Annotated in this window: 26 protein-coding genes; 16 read left to right on the top strand and 10 right to left on the bottom strand. The window is 71.6% G+C overall.

From position 1 onward, the window contains the following. Complete coding sequence (locus AC59HU_RS01720; protein WP_497221585.1) at positions 1–549, bottom strand: Dps family protein; 549 nt, start codon at positions 547–549, stop codon at positions 1–3. A gap of 142 nt (positions 550–691) precedes the next feature. On the opposite strand from AC59HU_RS01720, the gene AC59HU_RS01715 reads away from it, so the two are divergent. Genes AC59HU_RS01715 through AC59HU_RS01695 form a run of 5 tightly spaced genes read left to right on the top strand, consistent with a single transcriptional unit; the run spans position 692 to position 5,422 of the window. Continuing rightward, positions 692–1,582 (top strand): SDR family oxidoreductase, encoded by an 891-nt coding sequence (locus AC59HU_RS01715; protein WP_497221584.1) that lies wholly within the window; start codon positions 692–694, stop codon positions 1,580–1,582. A 49-nt stretch (positions 1,583–1,631) separates the two neighbouring features. Beyond that, positions 1,632–1,775 (top strand): hypothetical protein, encoded by a 144-nt coding sequence (locus AC59HU_RS01710; protein WP_497221583.1) that lies wholly within the window; start codon positions 1,632–1,634, stop codon positions 1,773–1,775. Further along, the gene (locus AC59HU_RS01705; protein WP_497221582.1) at positions 1,772–2,641 is read left to right on the top strand and encodes an SMP-30/gluconolactonase/LRE family protein; all 870 of its coding nucleotides are present in this window, start codon (positions 1,772–1,774) and stop codon (positions 2,639–2,641) included. The genes AC59HU_RS01710 and AC59HU_RS01705 overlap by 4 nt, the downstream gene beginning before the upstream one ends. Positions 2,642–2,682: 41 nt before the next feature. After that, entirely contained in the window at positions 2,683–3,483 is an 801-nt protein-coding gene (locus AC59HU_RS01700) for an SDR family NAD(P)-dependent oxidoreductase (RefSeq protein ID WP_497221581.1), read from the top strand. Further along, a complete protein-coding gene (locus AC59HU_RS01695; RefSeq protein ID WP_497221580.1) occupies positions 3,470–5,422 on the top strand; it encodes a glycoside hydrolase family 15 protein in 1,953 nt (650 codons plus the stop codon). The genes AC59HU_RS01700 and AC59HU_RS01695 overlap by 14 nt, the downstream gene beginning before the upstream one ends. A 49-nt stretch (positions 5,423–5,471) precedes the next feature. Here AC59HU_RS01695 and AC59HU_RS01690 read toward each other — a convergent pair whose 3' ends face one another. Beyond that, the gene (locus AC59HU_RS01690; protein ID WP_497221579.1) at positions 5,472–6,863 is read right to left on the bottom strand and encodes a glucose-6-phosphate dehydrogenase; all 1,392 of its coding nucleotides are present in this window, start codon (positions 6,861–6,863) and stop codon (positions 5,472–5,474) included. A gap of 105 nt (positions 6,864–6,968) precedes the next feature. Between AC59HU_RS01690 and AC59HU_RS01685 the strand changes: the two genes are divergently transcribed. Continuing rightward, entirely contained in the window at positions 6,969–7,994 is a 1,026-nt protein-coding gene (locus AC59HU_RS01685) for an alpha/beta fold hydrolase (protein WP_497221578.1), read from the top strand. Positions 7,995–8,050: 56 nt separating this feature from the next. Here the strand turns inward: AC59HU_RS01685 and AC59HU_RS01680 are convergent, their stop codons facing one another. Next, entirely contained in the window at positions 8,051–9,166 is a 1,116-nt protein-coding gene (locus tag AC59HU_RS01680; protein ID WP_497221577.1) for a helix-turn-helix domain-containing protein, read from the bottom strand. A gap of 231 nt (positions 9,167–9,397) precedes the next feature. On the opposite strand from AC59HU_RS01680, the gene AC59HU_RS01675 reads away from it, so the two are divergent. Then, positions 9,398–10,180, top strand: coding sequence for an aquaporin (locus AC59HU_RS01675; RefSeq protein WP_497221576.1), 783 nt, complete (start codon positions 9,398–9,400; stop codon positions 10,178–10,180). Here the strand turns inward: AC59HU_RS01675 and AC59HU_RS01670 are convergent. From AC59HU_RS01670 to AC59HU_RS01655, 4 genes are all read right to left on the bottom strand, one after another. Further along, complete coding sequence (locus AC59HU_RS01670) at positions 10,129–11,751, bottom strand: MFS transporter (RefSeq protein ID WP_497221575.1); 1,623 nt, start codon at positions 11,749–11,751, stop codon at positions 10,129–10,131. The two genes, AC59HU_RS01675 and AC59HU_RS01670, sit on opposite strands and share 52 nt — an antisense overlap. A gap of 3 nt (positions 11,752–11,754) precedes the next feature. Then, the gene (locus tag AC59HU_RS01665) at positions 11,755–11,967 is read right to left on the bottom strand and encodes a hypothetical protein (RefSeq protein WP_497221574.1); all 213 of its coding nucleotides are present in this window, start codon (positions 11,965–11,967) and stop codon (positions 11,755–11,757) included. Further along, positions 11,964–12,245: a hypothetical protein gene (locus AC59HU_RS01660; protein WP_497221573.1), complete on the bottom strand. Its 282-nt coding sequence runs from the start codon at positions 12,243–12,245 to the stop codon at positions 11,964–11,966. The genes AC59HU_RS01665 and AC59HU_RS01660 overlap by 4 nt, the downstream gene beginning before the upstream one ends. A 98-nt stretch (positions 12,246–12,343) precedes the next feature. After that, positions 12,344–13,513: an FAD binding domain-containing protein gene (locus AC59HU_RS01655; RefSeq protein WP_497221572.1), complete on the bottom strand. Its 1,170-nt coding sequence runs from the start codon at positions 13,511–13,513 to the stop codon at positions 12,344–12,346. A gap of 157 nt (positions 13,514–13,670) precedes the next feature. Between AC59HU_RS01655 and AC59HU_RS01650 the strand changes: the two genes are divergently transcribed. The 3 genes from AC59HU_RS01650 (at position 13,671) to AC59HU_RS01640 (ending at position 16,263) form a co-directional block, all read left to right on the top strand. Continuing rightward, positions 13,671–14,483: a helix-turn-helix domain-containing protein gene (locus tag AC59HU_RS01650; RefSeq protein ID WP_497221571.1), complete on the top strand. Its 813-nt coding sequence runs from the start codon at positions 13,671–13,673 to the stop codon at positions 14,481–14,483. Between the two features lie 160 nt (positions 14,484–14,643). Beyond that, positions 14,644–15,708: a GlxA family transcriptional regulator gene (locus AC59HU_RS01645; protein ID WP_497221570.1), complete on the top strand. Its 1,065-nt coding sequence runs from the start codon at positions 14,644–14,646 to the stop codon at positions 15,706–15,708. 9 nt (positions 15,709–15,717) lie between these two features. Beyond that, a complete protein-coding gene (locus AC59HU_RS01640; protein WP_497221569.1) occupies positions 15,718–16,263 on the top strand; it encodes an MmyB family transcriptional regulator in 546 nt (181 codons plus the stop codon). Here the strand turns inward: AC59HU_RS01640 and AC59HU_RS01635 are convergent. Further along, the gene (locus AC59HU_RS01635) at positions 16,167–17,111 is read right to left on the bottom strand and encodes a helix-turn-helix domain-containing protein (RefSeq protein WP_497221568.1); all 945 of its coding nucleotides are present in this window, start codon (positions 17,109–17,111) and stop codon (positions 16,167–16,169) included. The two genes, AC59HU_RS01640 and AC59HU_RS01635, sit on opposite strands and share 97 nt — an antisense overlap. Before the next feature lie 189 nt (positions 17,112–17,300). Next, the gene (locus AC59HU_RS01630) at positions 17,301–18,527 is read right to left on the bottom strand and encodes an MFS transporter (RefSeq protein ID WP_497221567.1); all 1,227 of its coding nucleotides are present in this window, start codon (positions 18,525–18,527) and stop codon (positions 17,301–17,303) included. 183 nt (positions 18,528–18,710) lie between these two features. Here AC59HU_RS01630 and AC59HU_RS01625 point away from each other — a divergent pair, with 183 nt between their 5' ends. From AC59HU_RS01625 to AC59HU_RS01615, 3 genes are all read left to right on the top strand, one after another. After that, positions 18,711–19,253, top strand: coding sequence for an MmyB family transcriptional regulator (locus AC59HU_RS01625; RefSeq protein ID WP_497221566.1), 543 nt, complete (start codon positions 18,711–18,713; stop codon positions 19,251–19,253). A 164-nt stretch (positions 19,254–19,417) separates the two neighbouring features. Further along, positions 19,418–20,452: a TerC family protein gene (locus AC59HU_RS01620; RefSeq protein ID WP_497221565.1), complete on the top strand. Its 1,035-nt coding sequence runs from the start codon at positions 19,418–19,420 to the stop codon at positions 20,450–20,452. Beyond that, a complete protein-coding gene (locus tag AC59HU_RS01615; protein WP_497221564.1) occupies positions 20,449–21,303 on the top strand; it encodes a hypothetical protein in 855 nt (284 codons plus the stop codon). The genes AC59HU_RS01620 and AC59HU_RS01615 overlap by 4 nt, the downstream gene beginning before the upstream one ends. A gap of 102 nt (positions 21,304–21,405) precedes the next feature. Here the strand turns inward: AC59HU_RS01615 and AC59HU_RS01610 are convergent, their stop codons facing one another. Further along, positions 21,406–21,618 carry a hypervirulence associated TUDOR domain-containing protein gene (locus tag AC59HU_RS01610; protein WP_497221563.1) on the bottom strand — a complete coding sequence of 71 codons (213 nt, stop codon included), beginning with the start codon at positions 21,616–21,618 and terminating at the stop codon, positions 21,406–21,408. A 182-nt stretch (positions 21,619–21,800) separates the two neighbouring features. Between AC59HU_RS01610 and AC59HU_RS01605 the strand changes: the two genes are divergently transcribed. From AC59HU_RS01605 to AC59HU_RS01595, 3 genes are read left to right on the top strand one after another with little or no spacing between them, the layout of a single operon-like run. Further along, complete coding sequence (locus AC59HU_RS01605; RefSeq protein ID WP_066039124.1) at positions 21,801–22,010, top strand: DUF3072 domain-containing protein; 210 nt, start codon at positions 21,801–21,803, stop codon at positions 22,008–22,010. After that, positions 22,007–22,657, top strand: coding sequence for a uracil-DNA glycosylase family protein (locus AC59HU_RS01600; protein WP_497221562.1), 651 nt, complete (start codon positions 22,007–22,009; stop codon positions 22,655–22,657). The genes AC59HU_RS01605 and AC59HU_RS01600 overlap by 4 nt, the downstream gene beginning before the upstream one ends. Positions 22,658–22,668: 11 nt before the next feature. Next, on the top strand, positions 22,669–24,261 hold the full coding sequence (locus AC59HU_RS01595; protein WP_497221561.1) for an ABC-F family ATP-binding cassette domain-containing protein: 1,593 nt from the start codon (positions 22,669–22,671) through the stop codon (positions 24,259–24,261). Positions 24,262–24,280: the final 19 nt, after the last annotated feature.

Genomic DNA, 24,280 nt, shown 5'->3' with positions numbered 1-24,280 from the left:
TCAGTGCGACTTCTTGGCCGGCTTCCGGTTCTCGGCCGAGACCATCCAGGCGTACTGCTCGAGCTTCTCGATGATCCCGTGCAGGATGTCGGCGCTCGTCGGGTCGGCCTCGTCGACCTCGTCGTGCACGTCGCGCATGGTGCCGACGACCGCCTCGAGGCGGGTGGTGATCAGGTCGACCGTCTCGGCCGTGTCCACCTCCCCGTTCGGGTATTCCGGCAGCGTCGTGGTCGCCGCGACGGTGTCGCTCCGGCCGTCCGGCGATGCGTGCAGCGCGCGGAGCCGCTCGGCCACGACGTCGCTGAACTCCCGGGCGGCGTCGATGATCTCGTCGAGCTGCAGGTGCAGGTCGCGGAAGTTCTTGCCCACCACGTTCCAGTGCGCCTGCTTGCCCTGGAGGTGGAGCTCGATCAGGTCGACCAGGACCTTCTGGAGGTCGTCGGTGAGGGCCTTCGAGGCGGTGAAGCCGCGCTCGGCGTTCTGGCGTCGAGTGGTCTTCGCGCCCGCGTCGGACGGAGCCTCGACTGTGCGTTCGATGGTGGAGGTCATCGCCATTCCTTTCGTCTGGGACGCTGTGGACGCTACGCCCGAACCCGGCTCCCGCCGAGGGCCGATGGTCCCGGATTCAGGGCTTTTGGAGGCTTCGGCGGATTCGTGGCCGGTCGGCCGGGTCCGGCATACGGTGAAGAGCATGGCCACGATGTACACACCCCAGGACCCCATCCACCAGTACCCCCAGCCCCCGTTCGAGCCCCAGCAGCAGTCGGCCCCCGGCGACGTCCACGCGATGGACCCCGAGCCCGACCACGGCGAGAAGAGCTATGTCGGCAAGGGCCGGCTGGCCGGCCGCAAGGCGATCGTCACCGGCGCCGACTCCGGCATCGGCCGCGCGGTCGCCATCGCCTACGCCCGCGAGGGCGCCGACGTCGCCCTCTCCTACCTCCCCGAGGAGCAGTCGCAGGCCGAAGAGGTCGCCGCGCTGGTCGAGGAGGCGGGGCAGAAGGCCCTCCTCTTCCCGGCCGACCTGCAGGAGGAGTCGGCGAACCAGGAGCTGGTGCGCCGCACCGTCGAGGAGTTCGGCGGCGTCGACATCCTCGCGATCATCGCCGGCGTCATGCCGACCGTCGACAGCATCGACGACTTCGAGACCGAGACCCTCGATCACGTGCTGAAGGCCAACATCTACCCGCTGTTCTGGCTGACGAAGGCGGCGTCGCCGCACCTCGAGCCGGGCGCGTCGATCATCACGACCTCGAGCATCCAGGGCTTCCAGCCCTCGCCCTCGCTCGCCGAGTACGCCGTCTCCAAGGCCGGCATCGCGAACTGGACCCGGGCGATGGCCCAGCAGCTCGCCGAGCGCGGCATCCGGGTCAACGGCGTCGCACCCGGACCGGTCTGGACGCCGCTGCAGCCGGCCTTCGTGCCGAACGAGAAGATCGAGGAGTTCGGCTCCGAGGCCGCCTACGGCCGCCCGGGTCAGCCGGTCGAGCTCGCCCCGCCGTTCGTGATGCTCGCCTCGCAGGAGGCCAGCTACATCAGCGGCGAGACCATCGCCGTCACCGGCGGCACACCCGTGCACTGATCGGCGCGCGAGCACCGAGAACACCCATCGCAACGACGAGAGGATCATCATGAGCGACGACAAGACGAACAACGGCCCCGAGTCCGAAGGCCGCCCCGACGCCGACGAGCTGCCCGACGGCTCGTCCTCCGACGGCAGCACGAGCACCGACGGCGAAGACGTCGCCTCGGGCGGGGGAGCGGACGACGAGTGACGACTGAGCCCCGCCTCTGGCGGGACACCGGGGCGATCCTGGTGGAGAGCCTCTGGTGGGACGCCGGTCGGCGGAGCATGCTCTGGACCGACATCACCGCCGGAGCCCTGCACCTCAGCCCCGTCGATGCCGCGATCGACGGCAGCGGCGACGAGACCCTCCTGGTCCCGCCGCCGCTCCCGTCGTTCCAGCCTGCCGCGGCCGGCGGCTTCGTCGCCGCGCTCGGCGATCGCGTGGTGCTCCTGGATGACCGGGGCGGCATCCGCGAGACCCTCGCCACGGTCGAGCACCGGCACCCCGAGATGCGGTTGAACGAGGGCAAGTGCGACCCGTTCGGCGCGTTCGTGGTCGGGTCGATGGACCTGAAGGACGAGGCGCCCGACGGAGCCCTGTACCGCGTGCATCCCGACGGCCGGCTCGAGACCCTGCTCGGCGGGCTCGGCGTCGCCAACGGCTTCGAGTGGAGCGATGACGGCGCGACCTTCTACTTCACCGACACGACCGTCTCGACGGTCTACGCCGCCGAGTACCGTGCCGACGGGCCGCTCGGCGAACCGCGTGCCCTGCTCACCGGGCTGCCGAGCGACGGGCTGGCCCGGGACGACGAGGGCGGCTTCTGGAGCGGGCTGTACGGCGAGGGCGCGGTCGTGCGACGGCTCGCCGACGGCACCGTCACCGATCGCATCGCCCTGCCCGCACCGAACATCACCTCGGTCGCCTTCGGCGGCGACGACCTGACGACGCTGTTCGTCGGATCGGCCCGCGAGAATCTCGAGGAGTCCGCGCTCGTGGAGTATCCCGGCAGCGGCGGCGTGTTCGCGGTCGAGACGGGCCGACGCGGCCGGCCCGTCGAGGTCTTCGGCTGACGCCGACACCGCACCTTTTCACCACCATCGAAAGGACCTCCATGGACCTCGGCATCACCGGCCGGAAAGCCCTCGTCACCGGGGGCGACTCCGGCATCGGCTGGCACACCGCCCGCCTCCTCCTGGCGGAGGGCGCGACGGTGGTGATCTCCGACCGCGACCAGCAGAAGCTCGATCAGGCCGTCGAGGCGCTCGACGCCCCGGCGGGCCGGCTGTTCGGCTTCGCCGCCGACATCACCGACGTCGACTCGCTTGCGAGCCTGCACCGCCAGGTGGCGGAGGCCGTCGGCGAGATCGATATCCTGGTGCAGTCGGCCGGTGTCACCGGCGCCCAGGGCCTGTTCCACGAGATCGACGACGAGGGCTGGGTCTCCACGATCGAGACCGACCTGCTCGGCCCGGTGCGGCTGGTCCGCGAGTTCCTCCCCGATCTGCGGAGCGGCGGCTGGGGCCGACTGGTCCTGCTCGCCTCCGAGGACGCGGTGCAGCCCTACGACGACGAGCTCCCGTACTGCTCGGCCAAGGCGGGCGTGCTCGCCCTAGCGAAGGGGCTCTCGCGGTCGTACGCCCTCGAGGGTCTCCTGGTGAACGCGGTCTCGCCCGCGTTCATCCACACCCCGATGACCGACGCCATGATGCAGAAGCGCAGCGAGGAGCGAGGGGTGCCGGTCGACGAGGCGATCGAGTCGTTCCTCGACGAGGAGCGCCCCTACATGGAGCTCAAGCGCCGCGGCGAGCCCGCCGAGGTCGCCAATGTCGTCGTCTTCCTCTGCTCCGACGCGGCCTCGTTCGTGAACGGCTCGAACTACCGCGTGGATTCGGGTTCCGTTGCGACGATCTGACGCCCGAGCCCAAGCCGAAGACCACGCCCCCGACCCCGCCTCCGCCCTGCCCGGCGGCCGACTCGAACGCACGGAGGGCTACGCCGACCTTCGCGGCTACGCGATGATCGGCGACGGCCGCACCGTCGCCGCCGTGGCCCGCGACGGCCGGATCGACTGGCTGCCGATGCCGGCGCTCGACTCCTCGCCCGTGTTCGCAGCGCTCGTCGACGCCGACCGCGGCGGTCACGTCTCGATGCGCCCGGTCGGCTCGTTCGAGTCCGAGCGCGAGTACCTGCCCGGCACGAACGTGCTGCGCACCACCTTCCGCACGCCCACCGGGGTGGCTCAGGTGACGGATGCGCTGGTCACCGGCGTCGCCGGCCGCCTGCCCTGGGCCGAACTCGCCCGGCGGGTCGACGGCGTCAGCGGTCACGTCGACTTCACCTGGGAGGTCGTCCCCGGCGGCCTGTTCGTCGAGGGGCCGGTGCAGCGCATCGACACCCTTCACGGGCCCATCCTCCGCATCGGCACCATCGACCTCGTGCTGGTGGGCTTCGAGCACGGCCGGCTCGATCCGCACGAGCCCGCCGCCGGCCCGCACGAGCAGGCAGGCGCACCGGACGGTTCGGCCGACGCGGGAGGCACGCACGCCCCCGCGTTCGGCCCCTCCGACGGGCCGGCCCGCTTCGAGGGCGCCTTCACGACCTCGGCCGGGTCGCGGCACCTGATCGCCCTCTGCGGCACCGACGACGAGCCGATCCACCTGCCCGATCCGCACATCGTCGACCAGGGGATCGACCGCACGATCGAGAACTGGTCGAACTGGTCGACCGTGTTCCGCTACGAAGGGCCCTGGGCCGAGGCGGTGCACCGCAGCGCCCTGGCCCTCAAGCTGCTGATCTATTCGCCCACCGGAGCGATCGCCGCCGCGGCGACGACCGGGCTGCCCGAGAACGCCCAGGGCCGCAAGAACTACGACTACCGCTTCGCCTGGGTGCGCGACCTCTCGTACACGGTCGGCGCGCTCACCCACTTCGGTCTGCGGGAGGAGACGCACGCCGCCGTCTCCTGGGTGCTCGCGACCATGAAGCGCCACCAGGATCTCGGCATCTTCTACACGCTCCAGGGGCGCACCCCGCCCGGGGTCGAGAAGACCGCCGCCGCGGGCTGGCGCCGGATCGGCCCGGTGCGGGTCGGCAACCCGGCCTCCGGCCAGCTGCAGCTCGGCGTCTACGCCGACGTGCTGGGCGTCATGCGGCAGTACGTCGAGGCCGGCAACATCCTCGACGGCAACACGGGGGCGCTGCTGGAGCAGTTCGCGAACAGTGCCTGCCGGATGTGGGAGTCGAAGGACTCCGGCATGTGGGAGCTGCCGAAGAAGCGGCACTACACGACCAGCAAGATCGGCTGCTGGCGCGCGCTCGACGACGCCTGCCGGCTCGCCGAGCTCGGCGAGATCACGCCCGCGGCCGAGTCCTTGGGCCGGTGGAAGAAGAACCTCCGGCTGCTCGAGCGGTGGATCGCCGAGCACGGCTGGTCCGAGAAGCGTCAGGCCTACGTGATGTACCCCGGGTCGAAGGCGCTCGACGCCTCGGTGCTCCTGCACGCCACCTCCGCCTTCGGGCCGGAGGAGCGGATGCGCGCGACCGTCGACCGCATCCGGGAGGAGCTCGCCGTCGGGCCGCACGTCTACCGCTACAGCGGCGTCGACGAGGAGGAGGCCGCGTTCGTGGCCTGCGGGTTCTGGCTCGCGCAGGCGCAGGCCGAACTGGGGCGGGTGAGCGAGGCCGAGCAGCGGATGGATGCGCTGGTCGCCGCGGCGAACGACGTCGGCCTCTACTCGGAGATGATCGATCCCGACGACGGCGCGTTCCTCGGCAACCTCCCTCAGGGGCTCAGCCACCTCGCGCTGGTCAACGCGGCGACCGCGATCAAGGAGGCCCGGGGCGAAGGCTGAGTGCGCTCAGCTGAGTGTGCTCAGCCCTGGCCCCGGCCCCGGCCTCGCTTCACCAGTCGGTCGGACCGTCGCTCCCCGCGGCGTACTCCTCGAGCGGCGACTCGCCGGCCGCCCACGCGCTGAGCACGGGCGTGACGATCCGCCAGCACTGCTCGGCGACGTGACCCGGCACCGAGAGCAGGGTGTCGCGCTGCAGGATGCCGGCGAGCACCTGGGCGTACGCGCCGAGTTCGGCCTTTCCGGGGCTCGCCGTGAGGGGGATGCGCCGCAGCCGCCCGGGCTCGTCGGCGCCGGTCACCACGAGGTCGAGGGCGACGTCGCCGCCGCGGAGCGACATCCGCAGCACCGTCGGACCGGCGGGCTCCAGCCCGGTCGGCAGCGGCGAGTCGCGGAAGTGCACGGCCACCTCGGCCCGCCCGCCGCCGATCGCCTTGCCCGAGCGCAGCACGAAGGGAACGCCCTGCCAGCGCGGCACGTCGACCTGCAGCAGCATCTGGGCGAGGGTCTCGGTGCCGCGCGCGGGGTCGACGTCCGGCTCGTCGACGTAGGAGGGGAAGAAGCGGTCCCCGACCCGCCCCTCGGTGTACCGGGCCCGGCGGGCCGTCGCGGGGTCGTCGCGCCAGAGCCGTGTCTGGCCGAGCACCTCCGCCATCCGCTCGTGCACCGCCTCGGCGGTGATCGCCTCGGGCCGCTCCATGGCGGTGAGGGCCAGCACCATCAGCAGGTGGCTCTGCAGCATGTCGCGGAGCGCCCCGGTCGTGTCGTAGAACGCGGCACGCCCCTGAAGGCCCAGCTGCTCGTCGTAGACGATCTCGACCTTCTCGATGCTGTCGGCATCCCAGCCGGCCTCCAGCAGCCGGTTCCCGAAGCGGAGTCCCAGCATCCCGAGCACGGTCTCGTTGCCGAGGAAGTGGTCCATCCGCCAGAGCCGGTCGTCCGGGATGACGGCGGCCAGCGCGCGGTTCAGCGCCTCGGCGTCGGCCAGGTCGTCGCCGAACGGCTTCTCGATCGCGACCAGCAGCTCCTCGGGCAGTTCGAGCTCCGCGAGGGCGGCGGCGATGCTGTGGCCCACGGCGGGCGGGAGGGCGATGTAGAGCACGGGGGAGGAGGGGCAGGCGTCCAGCAGCGCCTTGAGCTCCTCGGGGTCGGTAGCGTCGGTGGGGATGAACCGGGTGCGGCCGACGAGGTCGTCAACGGTGTGCGCCGAGACCCCCGCTGTCTCCAGGCTCTGTCGTACCCGCGCCTTCCAGTCCTCGTCGGAGACGGGCGTGCGCGCGGCGCCGATGATCGTGAGCTCGATGCCGCGACCGGCGTCGACGACCTGGCCGAGCCCCGGCAGCAGCAGTCGTTCGGCGAGATCGCCGTTGGCCCCGAGGATCGCGATGGTCCGCGCCTCCGGGGTGATGGACTCGGCGTCCGGGATGCCGGGCTGGTCGCTCATCGTTCCTCCTGCAGGGGCGGCTCGGATGCCGCCGGCTGCTTCCGACCCTAATCACGTCGTCGGCGATCGGCTCGCGCAGCGCCGTTCTCCTGGCAGGCTTGAGGGATGGACGAGCCAGGCGACACCCGAGCACCCGCATCCGGCGAGGAGGGCGCTGACGCGGACCCCATCGAGATCGACGTGGACCGCGTGCGCGCCGACGGCGCCGTGACCCGGGTGACGAAGGTGACCACCGACAGCCCGGACGACGCCGCCTCCTTCGTGCTGGTCGCCGGCATCGGGGTGGCCTCCACCTACTTCGAGTTCCTGGCCCCCGTGCTCGCCGAGCGCGGAGACGTCTACGCGCTCGACCTCCCCGGCTTCGCCGGGATGCCGCGTCCCGAGGGTCAGCCCTCCACCGCGTTCTTCGCCGACCAGGTGGAGGGCGTGATCGCGCACTACCGCATCCGGAACCCCGTGCTGATCGGGCACTCGATGGGCGCCCAGGTCGTCACCGAGCTGCTGGTCCGGCATCCCGAGTACGCGCACGGCGTGCTGGTCAGCCCCGTGATCGACGAGTCGGCGCCCTCGCTCGCGGCCCAGGCGGCGCGGTTCGCCCGCTCGGCCGTGCACGAGACGGTGCACCTGGCGTTGACGGCGCTCTCGGCGTACATCCTCTGCGGCTTCGTCTACTTCCTGACCGTGCTGCCCTACATGATGCGGTACCGGATCAGCGACCGGATCCGGCTGCCCGAGGCGCGCATCCTGCTCATCCGCGGTCAGTACGACCGCTCGTCGCCGCGGCGCTTCCACGAGCGGCTCCGCGCCCGCGCGAAGAACGCGATCGCCTGGGAGATCGAGGGCGCGGCGCACTCGATCATCAACGCGCACGCCGTCGGGGTGGCCAAGCTCACCCTCGGGCTGATCGACGACGACCTGGCCGCCCGCGGCCGGATGTCGTCGGAGGAGGCGAGGGTGCCGGAGCCGCCGCACGGCGGGATCGCCCTGGTGCTCAGCGCGACCGGCAGCCGGTTCGCCGAGTGGGTCAGCTCACTGCGCGGCGACGAGGCCGGGGTCGAACGGGCCAAGCGTGAGCACGCCCGCGTGCTCTGGCGGGCCTTCGCCCGGGCCGGGTCCCCCGACGGATCCTGAGCGACGGATCCTGAGCGGGGTCGGGCCGCGCCCGCGGCGACGGATGCCGGGTCGGCTCAGACCGCGCCCGCCACGCTCCAGAGCCGGTGGAGCTTGATCGCGAGGTGCAGGCTGCTGCGGCTGAAGCCGTCCTTCAGCGCCTCGCGCACCACGGCGGGGGCGTTGTCAAGGCGGTAGTAGAGCGTGGTGCGATGGATGTGCAGCCGCTCGCAGGCGACGCTGTTGCGGCCCGCCGCATCCAGGTAGGCCTCGACGGTCTCGCGGTAGACCTCGTTGCCAGGCCGGAACAGCACCTCGGCGGCGGGGGAGATCTCGGCCATCCGCACCGAACCGGGTGCGATCTGGCTGAGCAGCACCCAATGGCCGAGCTGCTCGTACCAGCCGACCGGCTGCAGCTCGGGCAGCGCGGCCGTCAGCTCGGCCGCCGCGCGGGCCTGCCGTGCCGCCGGGGCGAGGTCGGAGTGACCGGCCGTGACGACCGAGGCGCCGATCGCGGTGACTCTCGCGTCGAACCGGGCGGCGAGCGTGGCGACCCGCTCGTCGAGCCCGGCGTCGGCCTCGGGGTCGCGGGTCACGAAGTGCAGGCAGCCGTCGACCTCGCCGATGAAGAGCGTGTTGGTGTGGGAGGTCGCGGCGATGTTGCGGGCGAGCGCCAGACGGCGGACCGTGCCGACCGACGGGTCGAGCGAGACGGCGCGAACGGCCGTGCGCTCGGTGCGGTCGACCCAGCGGTTGCGCACCGCGACCTGGAACGCCTGGCGGCGGACCGCCTCGTCGTCGTCGAGCAGCTGGTGCTGGATCGCCTCGCGCTCCGGCAGGACGCCCCTGGCCGTCTCGGCGGGAGCGATCGGCCCGGCCTGCCCGGCCCGGGTCGCCGGGGCGAGCGCCGGGGCGTCGAGCAGGTCGCGCACGACGGTCGACGCGGCATCCAGCAGCGCGTAGTCCGAGGCGGTCATCGGCTCGGTGCCGTCGTCGAACAGCCGGAACGCGGCGATGTCGCGCTCCTTGCCGCGGATGGGGATGGTCGCCCGCACCCGGGCACCCGGACGGGCGTTCCCGCTCATCGCGATCGGGCGGTCGTCCCCGCCGACCAGCGCCACCGGCCGGCTGATACCGGCGACCAGCTCGTCCGTCACGTGCTGCAGATCCATCTCGACGTGCTGAAGATCCATGCTCGACTCACATCCTCGGTCTCGGGAATTCCTTGCCAGGCACGAGCCTAGGATCGGGAGGCCGCCGGGCGCGTGGTCCTGACTGTGTCACCTTCGCTCAGCCTCGGCGTGGGCCCCGACCGGGCGGGCTCCAGGCCCGCCGTTCCGCGGATCGCAGCGTGCTCGGATCGTCCAGTGGAGTTCCGACGGCCGTCCGATCCGCGGTCGGGGCGCGCTCCGTACCCTGGCCGGATGACGAATCCGCAGAACCGACCGTTCCCCGCCGCCTCCCGCCCGGTCTCCCGGGCCGCCGCCGAGTTCGCCGGGACCTTCCTGCTCGTGTTCGGCCTGATCGGCGCCGCCCTCCTGACCTCGCCGGACTCCAACGGCCACGCGGCGCAGCCGGGCACGGGGCTGCTCGGGGTGGCGCTCGCCCTGGGACTCGCGGTCACCGCCGGCGGGTTCGCGTTCGGACCGATCTCCGGCGGCCACTTCAACCCGGCCGTGACGCTCGGCACGGCGATCGCCGGGCGTCTACCCTGGGGACTCGTGCCGCTGTACGTCGTGGCGCAGCTGGTCGGCGGATTCGCCGGAGCGGCGGCGGTGTTCGGGCTGCTCTCCGGCGCCCAGGGCGGCACCCTCGACGCGGCGGTCGCCGGCGGCTTCGCCTCCAACGGCTTCGGCGCCCTGTCGCCCGGGCTCTACGACCTGGTGCCGGTCGCCGCGGTCGAGCTCGTGGCCACCGCGGTGCTCGTCTTCGTCGTGCTCGCCACGACCCACCCCACGAAGGGGACCCCGCTGGCCCCCCTCGTGATCGGGCTCACCCTCACCTCGATGCTCTTCGTGGCACTGCCCATCGACAACGCCTCGATCAACCCGGCCCGGTCGATCGCCACCGCGGTCTTCGGCGGCGGCGACTGGCTCGGCCAGGTGTGGGTGTTCATCCTCTTCCCGCTGGTCGGAGCCGCCATCGCGGCGCTGGTCTACCCGCGGCTGTTCGCGCCGCGCGAGGAGACCGCCGCGCCGCGTCGATGAGGGGGTGGCGGCACCGCGACCAGGTGGTCGACGACGGGTTCGACCGTGCTCAGGTCCCGCGCATCCTTCAGCACGGAGGTGTCGTACTCGGTGAGCCGGTCGGCGTGCTGGTCGAGGTACTCCCGCCAGGAGCCGAGGGTGAAGGCCTCCACGAGCACCCCGGCAGCCTCGCGGTCGTCGTAGAGCTGCCAGCGTCGGGCGCCGGTACGCTTGCGGCTCTGCTCGACCAGCGCCATCCGCTCACGGAACCGGGGCCGGTCGGACTCGGGCACGGTGTAGCGCACCAGCACGAGCACCTCCTCGCCGTCGTCGACCTTCTCGGCGGGCACGGCGGGCAGGTCGGTCAGGGGCAGCGGCACGATCCCGCGGCCGATGCCCGCGGTGCTCGGCAGGGGCCGCACCAGCAGCGAAGCGGCGACCGCCAGCATGAGCACGCCACAGGCGACCAGGGTGGCGGTCAGCCCGTAGGCCTGCGCGGCGGCGCCGACCTGAACCGAGCCCAGCGCCGTGCCGCCGTAGAGCACCAGCTGATAGATCGACAGTCCTCGCGTGCGCACCCAGGGCGGGAGGAACGACTGCACGCTGCCGTTGATCGTCGCGATCACGCCGAGCCAGGCGGCCCCGGACAGCAGCAGCACCAGCGACGCCGACCACAGCGCCGGCACCAGCGGCAACAGGATGCTGCCCACGCCGAACACGACGACCGACGCCGTCACGAGTCCGCTGGCGCCCAGCCGCCGCCGGAGCGCGGGCAGCGCGAAGGCCCCCGCGATCGAGCCGGCGCCGAGCGCGGCGAGCAGGATGCCGTACCCGGCCGATCCGAGCGCGAGGCCGTCGTGCGCCACCAGCGGGAGCAGTGCCCAGATGCCGTTGGCGGGCAGGAGGAATAGGGCCAGCCGGAGGTACATCGAGCGGATGACGGGGGAGTTGACGACGTAGCGGACCCCGGCGATCGAGGCGTCGACGAAGGTCTCGGGCCGCGCCCGGACCGGCTTGTAGCCACGCCAGAACAGCAGGGTCAGCACGAACACGCCGAAGCTCGCCGCGTTGAGGGCGAACACCGCGGCGAGCCCGAACTGCGCCACCACGAGCCCGGCGGCCGCGGGGCCGAGGGCGCGCGCCACGTTGACCCCGATCGACGAGAGGGACGCCGCGTCGGAGATGTCCTTCGTCGGCACGATCTCGGGCACGATCGCCTGGTAGGCCGGCAGTTGCAGAGCCGAGCCGACGCCGAGCACGACCGTGAGTCCGAGCAGCACCGCCGGCGTCGCGGCATCCAGCATCGTCAGCACGGTCAGCAGGGCGACGACCACCAGCTGACCGGTCTGCACGACCATCAGCAGGATGCGCTTGTTCACGAACTCGCCGAGCACGCCCGCGGGGATCGCCAGCAGCAGCACGGGCAGGGATGCCGCGGTCTGCACCAGCGCGACCAGCCAGGTCGGACTGTTCTGCTCGACCAGGAGCCACTGGGCACCGACCGTCTGCATCCAGGCGCCGATGTTGCTGACGATCCCGGCGAGCCAGAGAGCCCGGAACGCGGCGTTCCGAAGGGGGGAGAACGCCGTCATCTCTCAGACCGGCGCGCCGGACCCGGGCTGGCGGGCCCCCTCGCCCGGGTCGTCGTCGGCCTCGCCCTCGCCGCCCTCCTCCTCGGAGGGGCCGGGTTCGAACGCGTCGCCGTCGTCCGGGATCGCCTCCTCGAGGATCGCGCCGTCGGAGGAGGGCTCGCTCTCGAAGCCTGCGGACTCGATGCCGCTCTGGTCGGGGTCGCTCGGCAGGCTCATGCCGTGCCTCCCTCGATGAAGCCGGCCTCTTTGAACATCCGGCGCAGGCTCAGCACCGTCTGCTCGCTCACCGGGGTGCCCTCGGGCCGGGTGAACTCCTCCCGGAGGTTGCCGAGCTTCACCACGATCTTCTCGCCGCCGTGGCTCTTCTCGACCTCGGCGACTTCCTCGAGCATGACGACGAGGTCGTGCCAGCCGAGATCGTGGGTCGTCGGGTGGTACTCGATCTGGTCGAGGGTGCGTCGTGCACCGGGAGTGAGGTCCTCAGGGGCGTGCATGGTGTGTCCTTCCTAGTGGAGCGTGGAGCGTGGAACGGGAGTCGAGACGAGGGCGGGGTCGAGCCACGGGTCGGGGCCGGGTCGCCCGGGGTCGAGGGTCAGACGTGGACGGTCCGGGTTCCGGCCGCGGGCGGCAGCCCCGCGAGCGGCAGGGTGTCGCCGAGGCGCCGGCCGTAGTCGGCGATCGACCGTCCGATCGGCAGCCGGTTGCGCTCGTAGCGCGTCAGCGCCTGCGGCAGGGGGGCCGCGTCGAGGTAGTCGGTGAGGGCGATCGCGTCGCCGGCCGCCTTCGCGGCCCCCATCGCGGTGTGCGGGCGCACCATCACGGCCGCGTCGCCGAGCAGCGCGACCCGGCCCCGCACCATCCGCGGCGGCAGGTAGTCGAAGATCGCCTGGAGGAAGGGTTCGGGCTCGGCGGCGACGGCGGCGGCGAACGCCGGCGGCAGCTCGGCTCCGGCGGCCTCGACCAGCTCCTGACGGAGCTCGGCCGGCAGATCGCCGGGAGCCAGGGAGACACTGCCGGGCGGCCGGCCCGACCGGACGACCAGGCCCTCGAGCTCGCGCGCGGGCAGGGGTCGGTACCAGACCCAGTTGTAGCGCCGGCCGGGCGGGTCGACCTCCCCCTCGGGCCCGGGCACGAGGTAGCCGAGCATGTGGGCGCCCGGGCCGGTGTAGAACGCGAAGCGGCCGAGCAGCGCCTCGGCCGCGGCGGCCGGGAGCGCGCTCTCGGGCACCAGACCGCGCCAGGTGACGTAGCCGACGTAGCTGTTCTCGTCGTGGTCGGGTGCGACGGCCTCGCGGGTCACCGAGTTGAGGCCGTCGGCGCCGATGATCAGGTCGAAGGAGAGCCGCCGCCCGTCGTGGAGCTCGGCGATGGCCGCGTGCTCGGAGGAGTGCACCGAGGCGACCGCGTGATCGACGAGGTAGGAGCCGGAGGGCAGCAGCGACAGCAGGACCTCGTACAGCGTGTCCCAGGAAAGCTGGGTCTGCGGCGTCGGGTCGCGGTGGAGCACCCGTCCGGTGCGGTCGACCGTGATCCGCTCGTGCGCCACGACGCCCACCCGCGCGGCGTCGTCCCGGCCGACCCGGCGGAGCAGGTCGTACAGCTCCTGCTGGGCTACGAGCCCGGCACCGCGCTTGGCCAGTCCCGTCTTGGATCGCTCGAGCACGGTGACGCGATGTCCCGCTCTGCCGAGCAGGGAGGCCGCGAAGAGTCCGCCGATCGAGCCGCCGACGATGCCGATGTCCAGTCGCTGAGTCCGTTGCATGCGCCCGAGAGTAGCCGGGGCTCGCCGAACGGTCCTGCTACAGACGTCGCAAGCGGTGCGCAGTCGTCCTGGCCGTCTCAGGGACACCTGATGGCCCTGCGCCGCGCGCCTCGCCTAGGCTCGGAGGCCTCGGAGTCGAAAGGGACACACGACGGGCATGGCAACGGGCGGTTCGGCATTGAGCCAGTACCTCAGGGCGCGGCGTGCGCTCGTCACGCCCGAGGAGGCCGGTCTCCCGCGCGAGCCCGGCCGACGGGTCAGCGGCTTGCGTCGCGACGAGGTCGCCGCCCTGACGGGGGTCAGCCCCGGCTACTACCACCGCCTCGAGCAAGGGCGCGATCGGCACCCCTCCGAGCAGGTGCTGCTCGCCCTGGCGACGGTGCTGCGGCTCGACGACTTCGCCGTCGAGCACCTCTTCCGGCTGGCGGCGGCCGAGAGCGGCGCCCTGGTGCCGGATGACGCGGCCGGCGCTCCGGGACCGGTCGGGGTGACCGAGGTGGTCGACCACTGGGTGCAGAACCCCGCCTTCGTCACCGACGGAACGCAGACGGTGCTGGCGTCGAACGTGATCGCCCGGCGGCTCGGCCAGGGCCGGCTCGACCCGGGGCAGAACCTGGTGCGGTGCTGGTTCACCGAGGAGGCCAGGAGGTTCTCTCCGCTCTGGGACGAGTCGGCCGCGAAGCTCGTGGCCGCCCTGCGATTCCAGAGCGACCCCGCCGACCCGGCCCTGCACCGCCTGGTGAACCGCCTGTCGGCCGAGGACGACCGGTTCGCCGCGCTCTGGGCCCGCCACGACGCGCGCCCGCTGGGCGACGGGGAGGTGCGCTTCGACGTGCCCGCGGTCGGCGCGGTCGACCTGCGTTACCAGAGCCTCGCCGTGCCGAGCCGCCGTGGGTGCTCTCTGACGGTGTTCTTCGCCGAGCCGGGAACGCCGGGCGCAGCCGCCCTCGCCTACCTTTCGGCCCTCTGACACTCATCTGCGGAGATCGCAGAAACTTCATTCCGCAGATGAGGATGGTCCCCGCGCACGTACTTAGTGACTCCGGGCCCTGAAAGCGCTTTAATGGAGGTCCCACTCCATATTGAAGTGGTGCGGATGCCCGATCCGCGAACCGGAGACGAGGTGCGCGGTGGTCGCGGTCATCGAGTTCCCCGTCGCCGCCCGCCCCCGGATCGGGATCCTCCTGTTCGATCAGGTCAAGATGCTCGACTTCACCGGGCCGGCTGAGGTCTTCCACGAGGCCGGGCAGCGCACCTCCGGCTACGACATCGTCACCCTCTCGCTCGACGGCGGGGACGTCGTCACCTCCATGGGAGTGCGGGTGGGCGTGCACGCCTCCGTGGCGGAGGCGGGCGAGCTCGACACGCTCATCGTGCCGGGAACGGAGAGCGCTCTCTCGGTCTTCGCCGACCACCGTCTGCTCGAGGCCGTCCGCCGGCTCGCGACCGGTGCGCGGCGGGTCGCGGGGATCTGCACCGGCGCCTTCGCGCTCGCGGCCACGGGGCTGCTCGACGGGCGCGCCGCGACCACTCACTGGAAGTTCACGTCGGCGATCGCCGAGCGGTTCCCGCGCGTCGAGATGCATCCGGAGGCGATCTTCATCCGCGACGGCGACGTCTACACCTCGGCGGGGGTCGCCGCCGGCATCGACCTGGCGCTCGCACTGCTCGAGGAGGACCACGGACCCGAGATCGCGCGCACCGTGGCGCAACTGCTCCTGGTGCACATGAAGCGTTCCGGCAACCAGTCCCAGTTCTCGGCCCTGTTGTCCGGGCCCGTGGCGCGGACCCCGCTGGTCAAGCTCGTGACCGACTACGTGGGGGAGGATCCCTCCCGCTCGTACACGGCCGCCGATCTGGCGGCCCGGGCGAACGTGAGCGTGCGCCACCTCAACCGGATCATGCGGGACGAGATCGGCATGTCGCCCCTGGGCTATGTCGGCGCCCTGCGGCTGGATCTGGCGGTCGGGTACCTCGATGCCGGAGCGAGCGTCGCCGAGGCCGCGGCGGCCTCCGGCTACTCGACGCCGGTGGCGCTCCGGCGTGCCTTCGTCGCCCGCTTCACGATCACGCCGTCCGAGTACCAGCGGCGGTTCCAGTCGACCGCCCGTGACGGTGTCCGGGCCGGTGACGGTGTCTCCGCCGGCGAAGGGGTCCCTGCCGCGGCCACGTCCGCCGCCGCCGCCCCGCACTAGATTGGCCGCATGACAGCACGCGCAGAACCGGGTGGAGGAGCAGAGCGGCTCCGAGACCTGCTCTCATCGTGGTCGGACGTGCCGGCCGTCCTGATCGATCGACACCTGACCGTGATCGAGTCCAATCCCTTGGCGAAGGTCTTGACGCCGGGGTTCCTCCCGGGTGTGAACCTGGCACGCTTCACCTTCCTCGATCCCGAATTGGACCTCGCGGTCGGCCTGTGGGAGCCCATCACCCGTCAGGTCGCCGGCATGCTGAGGGAGTCCCTCGACGAGAACGACGAGGACAGCGCCTTCCACGAGGTGATCGGCGAGTTGTCGGCGCGGAGCCGGGAGTTCAGTGCGGCCTGGGCGGCGGAGTCGCTTCCGGTGAACCGCACCGGCCACGCCATCTTCCCCGGGACGCCCGCGGGGGACGTCCAGCTCCGGTACACGCTGTTGCGGGTGCCGGGCGAGGATCAGGAGACGGTGATCGTCCTCGGTTCTGACGATCCGTCGGCGAGGTCGGCGTTGCGCGTGCTCGCGGCATCCGCGGATTCGGACCGCTCGGCCTGAAGCAGGGTCGACAGGTAGGCGATCGCCGCCGCGGCCTGCGAGCCGGGCTCGCCGGAGAACGTGGTGAGGTACTGCCTGCCGGGCCGCGGGATCTCCAGGGTCTGCCAATGGAAGTCGACCCAGCCGAACGGCGGGATGTCGATGCGCTTGACACCCCCGGCCTGGGCCTCCGCCACGTGCTCGCCCCAGGCGCGGCGGAACAGGACGTGGCGGGTCGAGAGCCGACCCACGATCTCCTGGAGCCGCGGGTCGTCGGGATCGCACTGGAACCGCAGCTGCGCGATCATCTCGCGGAGGGTGAACTCCCACTCGCCCCGGACGCGGTCTGCCTCGTCGTCCTCGAGCATCGAGAGCTCGGCGAGGGCGTTCCCGTAGTGCTCGAACGCCGACTCGAGGAGGTTGGTGCCCGGTGCGTGGAAGCCGGGGACGACCATCCGGCTCAGTCCGTTCGAGGCGAGCACGTCCAGGTTCGCGTCCGTCACGTAGGCGGGGGTGTGCGACCACTGGTGGAGGAGCCGCTGCACGCCCTCGCTGACCGCGGTCTCCTTGAGCACGGCCTGGAGGACCGGGCGGGGCCGCGCGAGTCTCAGCAGGTAGGTCCGGCTCGCCGAGTCGATGCGCAGCGCCCGGGCCAGGGCTCGCACGACCTGGTCGGACGGGCGGCGGTCGCGACCCTGCTCGATCCGGAGGTAGTAGTCGGGGCTGATCCCCGCCAGGCTCGCCACCTCCTCCCGCCGGAGGCCGGGGACCCGGCGGCCGGCGCCGCGGGGGAGTCCGACCTCCTCCGGCTGCACCTGCTCGCGACGCGCGCGGAGGAATTCTCCGAGCTGATTGCTGGAAGTGCCCACGGGGTGCTTTCTCTTCGAATCGACGGTTCCGAGAAAATCGTATTTGATCTTCCATCACCCGTGATCGATCATGTGAGACTCATCCGGCCGAGAATGGTGCCTTTTGGGACATCTCAGTGCGGGCAGGCAGGCCGTCGCCCATCAGCAGGCCGCCCGTTCAGTGCGCCGCCCGTTCAGTGCACCGCCCGTTCAGTGCGCCGATAGGGCCCGGCGTCGCATCAGGATGCCCGCGGTCACCGTGGCGACCAGCACCAGGAGCACGAAGACCAGCAGCACGGCGGCCGGGGGAGCGAAGGTGAGCGCCGCGCCCACGATCAGGACGGGGACGGCGAGCCCGGAGTAGGCGACGAGGAAGATCAGCGAGAGCGTCTCGCCCTTGCGGGCCGGATCGGCCAGAGCGACCGTGGTGCCCACCGCGCCCTTGAACAGCAGGCCGACGCCGAGGCCCGCGACGACACCCCCGGCGATGAACACCACGATCTCCGGCAGGATGGCGCCCGCGGCGACGAGCACGAGCCCGACCGCGCACGCCGTGATCGCGATGGCGAGCTGGAGCGTCATGCGCAACCGGGCGAGAAGGAGCTGCCCGGCGGCGGCGGCCGCGAACACGGAGAACGAGGTCGCGCCGGCGAGCAGGTGGTCGCGCGCCATGAAGGTGGTGCCGAGGAAGGTGGGCGCCAGCGAGGTGAACAGCCCCAGCACGGCGAAGCCGGAGAAGGCCCCGAACGCGGCGACGAGGAAGGGTCGCCGGGCCCCCGCCGGCACCGACAATCGCTGCGGTCGGTAGCGGGGCGGGTCGTCGGGCTTCTCGACCGTCTCGGGCACGAGCAAGAGCAGCACCGCCGCGACGATCAGCAGCACCAGGAAGACGATGTGGGGCAGCATCAGGGGATCGGGCAGGAATTCGGCGAACAGCCCGCCGATCAGCGGCCCGAGCGACAGGCCGCCGAGATTGGCCGCACCCGAGACCGAGGCGGCGACCAGCGCGTTCTCGTCGGGTCGGGCGATCGAGCGCAGTTCGCTGAGGTGGGCGGTCGCGGTGGCGGTCAGGATGCCGATGCTCGCGCCGTTGACGAAGCGTGCCACCAGGAGGCCGGGCACCTCGGTCCAGAGGATGAACATCACCGCTGACAGGGCCGAGATCAGCACCGCGATCACCAGCACCCGGCGGCGGCCGAGCCAGTCGCTGACGTGCCCGGCGAGGTAGAGGCTCACGATCACGCCGACCGCGTAGGCGGCGAAGATCGCGGTGATCACGAAGGCGGGGAAGCCGTCCTGCTGCTGGTAGAGCGGATAGAGCGGCGTCGGCACCGTCGAGTAGGCCATGACCAGCAGGAAGGAGGCCGCGACGATCCAGAACCCGGCCGCGTGCTGCACGGCGGGCCGCGCCTTCTGCCGGTACGTCGTCCCCGTCATCCGCGTCGTCCTCTCGTCCGCGGGGCCGGCCCCGGGCATCCGGAGCCGCCGACCGCCCAGGACTCCGACGCTAGAGCACTCGGCGCGCCGCCGGATCGGATCGATGTCGACACCCGGTGCGACGAATGTCGAGTCCTGTCGGCGCAGGCTCACCGGCCACCGCGGCACGATTACAGTGATGCCGTGGCCGAGGACGACATCGAGGCGGGGCTACCCGCCGATCTACGCGAGCTCATCGACTCCTGGTCCGGGACCCCCGCCTTCGTCAGGGACCGGCACCTCGACGTCGTGGCCGCGAACGCGCTCGCACGCGCGGTGTCGCCCGCGTTCGTGGAGGGTGTGAACCTGGCGCGCAACACCTTCGTGGAGAACGACCGGATCGAGGACCACCCCGCCTCGGCGGAGATCGCGCGCGCGGTGACCCGGGCGCTCCGCGGGTCGCTCGACCGGCACGAGGCCGACGCCCAGTTCCTCGACCTGGTGCGCGAGCTCGAGGCGGGCAGCGGCCGGTTCGCGGGCGCGTGGGCCGACGTGGCGCCGGACGAGGAGGACGAGGTCCTCACCTTCCGCACCGAAGCCGTCGGACCGATCCGGTTGCGCTACCAGGATCTGCGCATCCCTGACGAGAACGAGTACACCCTGGTCGTGATGCGGCCGGCCGACGAGTCGTCGCGTCTCGCCCTGACCCGCCTCTCCGAGCTCGCCACGGGCCTGTCGGAGTCGTGATCGCGTTCGCCATCGGGTACACTGGTCTCATCAAGGGGAGTACTCCCACGCGATGAGCCCGTCAGTACGGATGTGAAGACGCATCCCGGGCCATCGGTTCCGGTTCCACCGGGGTGGAGGAGACCTTGGCGTCATCTGTTCGCCAAGCCCTTGGGAGTTCCTCCATGCAGGTCACACCGCTGGTCTGGATCATCACGATCCTCGTCACCATCGCCTTCTTCGTCTACGAGTTCTTCGCGCACGTGCGGAAGCCGCACGAACCGACCATCGCCGAATCGGCGCGCTGGTCGGCGTTCTACATCGGGTTGGCCCTGCTGTTCGGCGTGGGGATCGGCGTCGTCTCGGGCTGGAACTTCGGCGGCGAGTACTTCGCCGGCTACCTCACCGAGAAGGCGCTGTCGATCGACAACCTGTTCGTGTTCCTGCTGGTGATGACCGGCTTCGCGGTGCCGAAGGCGTACCAGCAGAAGGTGCTGATGATCGGCATCGTGATCGCCCTCATCCTGCGAGGCGGGTTCATCGCCGTCGGCGCGACGCTGATCGAGAACCTGTCGTGGATCTTCTACCTCTTCGGCGCCCTGCTGCTGTTCCTGGCCTACCGCCAGGCCTTCAGCAGCCACGAGTCCGATCCCGCGAACGGGCGGTTCATGGCATTCGTGCGCCGGGTGCTGCCGGTGAGCGACGAGTACGACGGCGACCGCCTGACCGTGAAGAAGAGCGGCAAGCGCTTCCTCACCCCGATGTTCCTCACGATCATCGCGATCGGCTTCATCGACCTGATCTTCGCGGTCGACTCGATCCCGGCGATCTACGGGCTGACGAACGAGGCCTACATCGTCTTCACCGCGAACGCCTTCGCGCTGATGGGGCTGCGGCAGCTGTTCTTCCTGATCGGCGGTCTGCTCGAACGCCTGGTCTACCTCTCGCAGGGGCTGGCCGTGATCCTGGCCTTCATCGGTGTGAAGCTCGTGTTCCACGCGCTGCACGTCAACGAGCTGCCCTTCATCAACGGCGGCGAGCCCGTGCTCTGGATCCCGGAGATCCCGATCTGGTTCTCGCTGCTGTTCATCGGCGCCACGATCACGGTCGCCACCGTCGCGAGCCTGGCGAAGACCCGGAACGACCGCAACCGGGGCGACCGCGACCGGGTGCAGGGCGAGCCGATCGACGCCGCGGAATCCCGAAAGGATCTCGCATGAGCACCTTCTCCCGACTTCTCGGCCTCGCCCAGAAGGCCCTCGACTCGGCCTCCCAGCCCTCCCGCCCGGTGGGCGGTTCGGGCCATCGGCCTGCAGCTGCACCTGCAGCTGCGGCCGCGCCCGTGCCTCCGAGCCGCGACGCGGTTCCGGATGCGGCGGACCGGCAGGCCATCGCCCGGTACGACTACCTGCTCCGCACCGCGGAGCCGCGTCAGCTCGAACAGGTGCACCGCGAGGCCTTCGCACGGCTCAGCCCTTCGCAGCGAGCCGTGGTCGAGGAGCGGATGCGGGCCGAGCTGCCGCCGCGCGAGCAGCCGCGGTCGGCCGGTGCGGACGATCTCGCCCGGGCCGCCACCCGCTCCGAGGTCGCTCGGCCCGGTTTCGTCACGGGGCTGCTGGCTCGAGCAGGACGAGGTCCCGGCGGTGCCGGCCGAGGCGGGTCACTGGGCGGTGGAGCACTGCGGGGCGGGGCGCTGGCGGGCGGTGCCGTCGCCGGGGCGGGGCTCGCGGCCGGCGGGGTGCTCGCCGCCGTCGCGGGTGGTGCCGCGCTGAGCGCCGTGGGTGGCCCGCTGCTCGAGCAGGCCGCCGGGCTCGGCGTCGACTTCGACGCGCTCGCCTCCGGCGTCGACCTCGACGCCCTCGCCTCCGGGGTCGACCTGGAAGCCCTCGCCTCCGGGGTCGATCTGGAGGGCCTCACGGGCGGCCTCTCGGCTGAGGCCGGAGAGTTCGCCGGAACCGCGGGCGATGCCGTCTCCGGGATCGGCGACCAGGTCTCGGGCGCCGGGCGCCAGCTCTCCGACCTCGCCTCGGGCTTCACGCTGCCGGGGCTGGACGACCTCTTCGGCCGGTGATCCCGACTGCAGTGTCCGGCTGCTGATCCCGGCTGCTGAGCCCGGCCGCTGAGCCCAGCTGCTGGTCCCGGCTGCTGAGCCCGGCCGCTCCGGTGGCCGGGCTCAGTCCTCCGGCTGGAGGGCGTCCGGCTTGTGCACGGCCTCCTTGCCGGTCTTGTCGCTCTTGACGAGGAACTGCGGGTCGTCCTTGCTCGCCTTGACGGTGCGACCGGCCGCCTCGGTGTCCTCGGTGATCTTCTTCTCGACGGTGCCCGTGGTCTCGGTTCCGTGCGTCTTCCAGGAGACCTTGTCTCCTCGGGATGGGTTCTCGCTCATGCCCGCGACCGTACTCCCGATCCCGGCCACCGCATCCGCCTGTCCGGCCCGTGCCGGTGTCGGTGGCCCGGCGTAGGGTTTCCGGCATGAGCGATGCACACGACACGTCCCCCGCGCAGGCCGAGGGCGCACCCGAATCCTTCTCCGAGAGCGAGCAGATCGCCGAGGCGCCCGACGTCGAGATGCTCGGCGGCTCCGGCCCCGACTCCTCCTCGGCGAGCAAAGACCCCGAAGACTGGGTCACCGGCGACGAGCCGATGACCGGTCCGCAGAAGAGCTACCTCGACACACTGCTGCGTGAGGCGGGCGAAGAGCTGCCCGCCGACCTCACCAAGGCCGAGGCCTCGGAGCACATCGACCGGCTCCAGAAGCTCACCGGCCGCGGTCAGTGAGCCCGGCCGCGCCGGCCGAGGGCGACGGTCGGCGCGGCGACCGCCCGGCGGGGGAGTCCGTCTTCGACGAGCTGCGCCGCGAGATCGCGGCACACGACTCCAACGCCTGGGCCCGCGAGGCCGGGTACGAACCGTTGTTCGTCGCATCCGAGCGCTCGCGGGTGCTCATCGTCAGTCAGGCACCGGGCCGGCGTGCCCAGGAGACCGGGATCCCCTGGAACGACCCGAGCGGGGTCCGGCTCCGCTCCTGGCTGGGGCTCTCCGACGCGGAGTTCTACGACCCGGCGAACCTCGCGATCCTGCCGATGGACTTCTACTACCCGGGCAAGGCGCGAAGTGGTGACCGTCCGCCCCGCTCCGGGTTCGCCGACCTGTGGCACCCGCCGGTGCTCGAGAAGTTGACCGAGGTGCGGCTGACCATCCTGATCGGCTCCTACGCCCAGCGGCACTACCTGGGCCGACGCGGCGGAGCCGGGCTCACCGAGACCGTCCGCGCGGCCGAGTCGCATCTGCCGTACTTCCCGATCGTGCATCCCTCGCCGCTGACCCTCGGGTGGCGGGCCCGCAATCCGTGGTTCGAGGCCGAGACCGCCCCGCGGCTGGCCGAACTGGTGCGCTCGGCGCTGTCCCCGGCGGCCTCCCCGTAGGCTGGTTCCCCGTGAGTCTGATCCGCCTGAACGACGTCTCCCTCGAATTCGACGGCCGCCCCGTGCTGAAGGAGGCCTTCCTCAAGCTCCGTCCGGGCGATCGGATCGGGCTGATCGGCAAGAACGGCACCGGCAAGTCCAGCCTGCTCGAACTGGTGCTCGGCCGTCGGGAACCGACGAGCGGCACCGTCGACGTGACGCTCGGCACGACGATCGGGTACTTCTCGCAGTTCTCCGAGCTCGACGGCGACCGCAGCATCCGCGACATCCTGAACGACCACTTCGTCGTGGTGCACGAGACCCAGGCGCGGCTGGATGCGATCGGCGAGCAGCTGGCCGAGCGGATGGACGAGCAGGCGATGACCGCGCTGCTGGTCGAGCAGGGCGAGCTGTTCGAGCGGATGGACGCGATCGACGGCTGGTCGTTCGAGAACGCGATCGACACGGTGCTCACCAGTCTCGGCTTCGACCAGGAGCGCCGGGCCCTGCCGGTCGACCGGCTCTCGGGGGGCTGGCGCAACCGTGCGGCGCTGGCGCAGATCCTGATCCAGGCGCCCGACGTGCTGCTGCTCGACGAGCCGACCAACTTCCTCGACCTCGACGGGGTGCGGTGGATCGAGAACTGGCTCGCCCGCTATCAGGGTGCCGTGCTGGTCGTCACCCACGACCGCCAGTTCCTCGACGGCGTCGTCACCCGCATCGTCGAGATCGAGAACTACCGGCTGCAGGAGTACGAGGGCGACTACTCGGCCTACGTGCACGCGAAGCAGTCGCGGCTCAAGATGCTCGAGCGCCAGTTCGCGCACGAGGAGGAGCTGCTCGCCTACGAGCAGGCCGCCAGCACCGCCCGGCGCGAGGCGGCCCGCAACCCGGCCAACGCCGTCGCGCGGCGCCTCGCCGACATCAAGAAGCGGCAGGCGCCCCGCCCGATCGACCAGATCATCACCGACATCTACGGCGGTCTGCGCGTGAGCAACGACCTGCTCGAGGTGGTGAAGCTCACCAAGGGCTTCGGCGGCACGCCGCTGTTCGAAGATCTGAGCTTCAGCCTGCACCGCGGCGACCGGGTGGCCGTGCTGGGGTCGAACGGATCGGGCAAGTCGACCCTGCTCGACGTCGTCACGGGCGAGACCGAACCGGATGCAGGGCAGGTGCGCTGGGCGAAGGGCGCCCGGTTCGTCTCGTACAACCGGGTCTACGCCGAGCTCGACCTCACCGATTCGGTCGGTCACGCGGTGAACGCCTACCCCGACTCCCTCGCATTCAGCGCCACGAAGAAGAGCGTGGCGCGCTTCCTGGCGATGCTGCAGTTCTCCGATGCCGATCTCCAGCAGAAGATCGGCACGCTCTCCGGCGGGCAGCGGGCGCGGGTCGCGATCGCGCAGTGCCTGCTCTCCGGGGCGGCCGTGATCGTGCTCGACGAGCCGACCAACCATCTCGACATCACGAGCACCCAGGTGATGGAGCGGGCGCTCACGCACTTCCCGGGCGCGGTGATGGTGGTCTCGCACGACCGCTTCTTCGTCGACAAGCTCGCCGACCGCCTGCTCGTCTTCGACGGGAGCCCTCGGGTCTCCGAGCAGGCCGCCAGCGGCGCGCTCTGAGGTGTGCGGCGGTGCGACC

The organism is Herbiconiux sp. 320_LB, assembly GCF_059691755.1.
The sequence above is the reverse complement of the archived record's forward strand: the minus strand, read 5'-3'. Positions and strand labels throughout refer to the sequence as shown.

Bases quoted from the DNA above. Each gene is read 5' to 3' on its own strand.
- AC59HU_RS01720 (WP_497221585.1), bottom strand. From the start codon at position 549: ATGACCTCCACCATCGAACGCACAGTCGAGGCTCCGTCCGACGCGGGC.
- AC59HU_RS01715 (WP_497221584.1), top strand. From the start codon at position 692: ATGGCCACGATGTACACACCCCAGGACCCCATCCACCAGTACCCCCAG.
- AC59HU_RS01710 (WP_497221583.1), top strand. From the start codon at position 1,632: ATGAGCGACGACAAGACGAACAACGGCCCCGAGTCCGAAGGCCGCCCC.
- AC59HU_RS01700 (WP_497221581.1), top strand. From the start codon at position 2,683: ATGGACCTCGGCATCACCGGCCGGAAAGCCCTCGTCACCGGGGGCGAC.
- AC59HU_RS01690 (WP_497221579.1), bottom strand. From the start codon at position 6,863: ATGAGCGACCAGCCCGGCATCCCGGACGCCGAGTCCATCACCCCGGAG.
- AC59HU_RS01685 (WP_497221578.1), top strand. From the start codon at position 6,969: ATGGACGAGCCAGGCGACACCCGAGCACCCGCATCCGGCGAGGAGGGC.
- AC59HU_RS01680 (WP_497221577.1), bottom strand. From the start codon at position 9,166: ATGGATCTTCAGCACGTCGAGATGGATCTGCAGCACGTGACGGACGAG.
- AC59HU_RS01675 (WP_497221576.1), top strand. From the start codon at position 9,398: ATGACGAATCCGCAGAACCGACCGTTCCCCGCCGCCTCCCGCCCGGTC.
- AC59HU_RS01670 (WP_497221575.1), bottom strand. From the start codon at position 11,751: ATGACGGCGTTCTCCCCCCTTCGGAACGCCGCGTTCCGGGCTCTCTGG.
- AC59HU_RS01665 (WP_497221574.1), bottom strand. From the start codon at position 11,967: ATGAGCCTGCCGAGCGACCCCGACCAGAGCGGCATCGAGTCCGCAGGC.
- AC59HU_RS01660 (WP_497221573.1), bottom strand. From the start codon at position 12,245: ATGCACGCCCCTGAGGACCTCACTCCCGGTGCACGACGCACCCTCGAC.
- AC59HU_RS01655 (WP_497221572.1), bottom strand. From the start codon at position 13,513: ATGCAACGGACTCAGCGACTGGACATCGGCATCGTCGGCGGCTCGATC.
- AC59HU_RS01650 (WP_497221571.1), top strand. From the start codon at position 13,671: ATGGCAACGGGCGGTTCGGCATTGAGCCAGTACCTCAGGGCGCGGCGT.
- AC59HU_RS01640 (WP_497221569.1), top strand. From the start codon at position 15,718: ATGACAGCACGCGCAGAACCGGGTGGAGGAGCAGAGCGGCTCCGAGAC.
- AC59HU_RS01630 (WP_497221567.1), bottom strand. From the start codon at position 18,527: ATGACGGGGACGACGTACCGGCAGAAGGCGCGGCCCGCCGTGCAGCAC.
- AC59HU_RS01620 (WP_497221565.1), top strand. From the start codon at position 19,418: ATGCAGGTCACACCGCTGGTCTGGATCATCACGATCCTCGTCACCATC.
- AC59HU_RS01615 (WP_497221564.1), top strand. From the start codon at position 20,449: ATGAGCACCTTCTCCCGACTTCTCGGCCTCGCCCAGAAGGCCCTCGAC.
- AC59HU_RS01610 (WP_497221563.1), bottom strand. From the start codon at position 21,618: ATGAGCGAGAACCCATCCCGAGGAGACAAGGTCTCCTGGAAGACGCAC.
- AC59HU_RS01605 (WP_066039124.1), top strand. From the start codon at position 21,801: ATGCTCGGCGGCTCCGGCCCCGACTCCTCCTCGGCGAGCAAAGACCCC.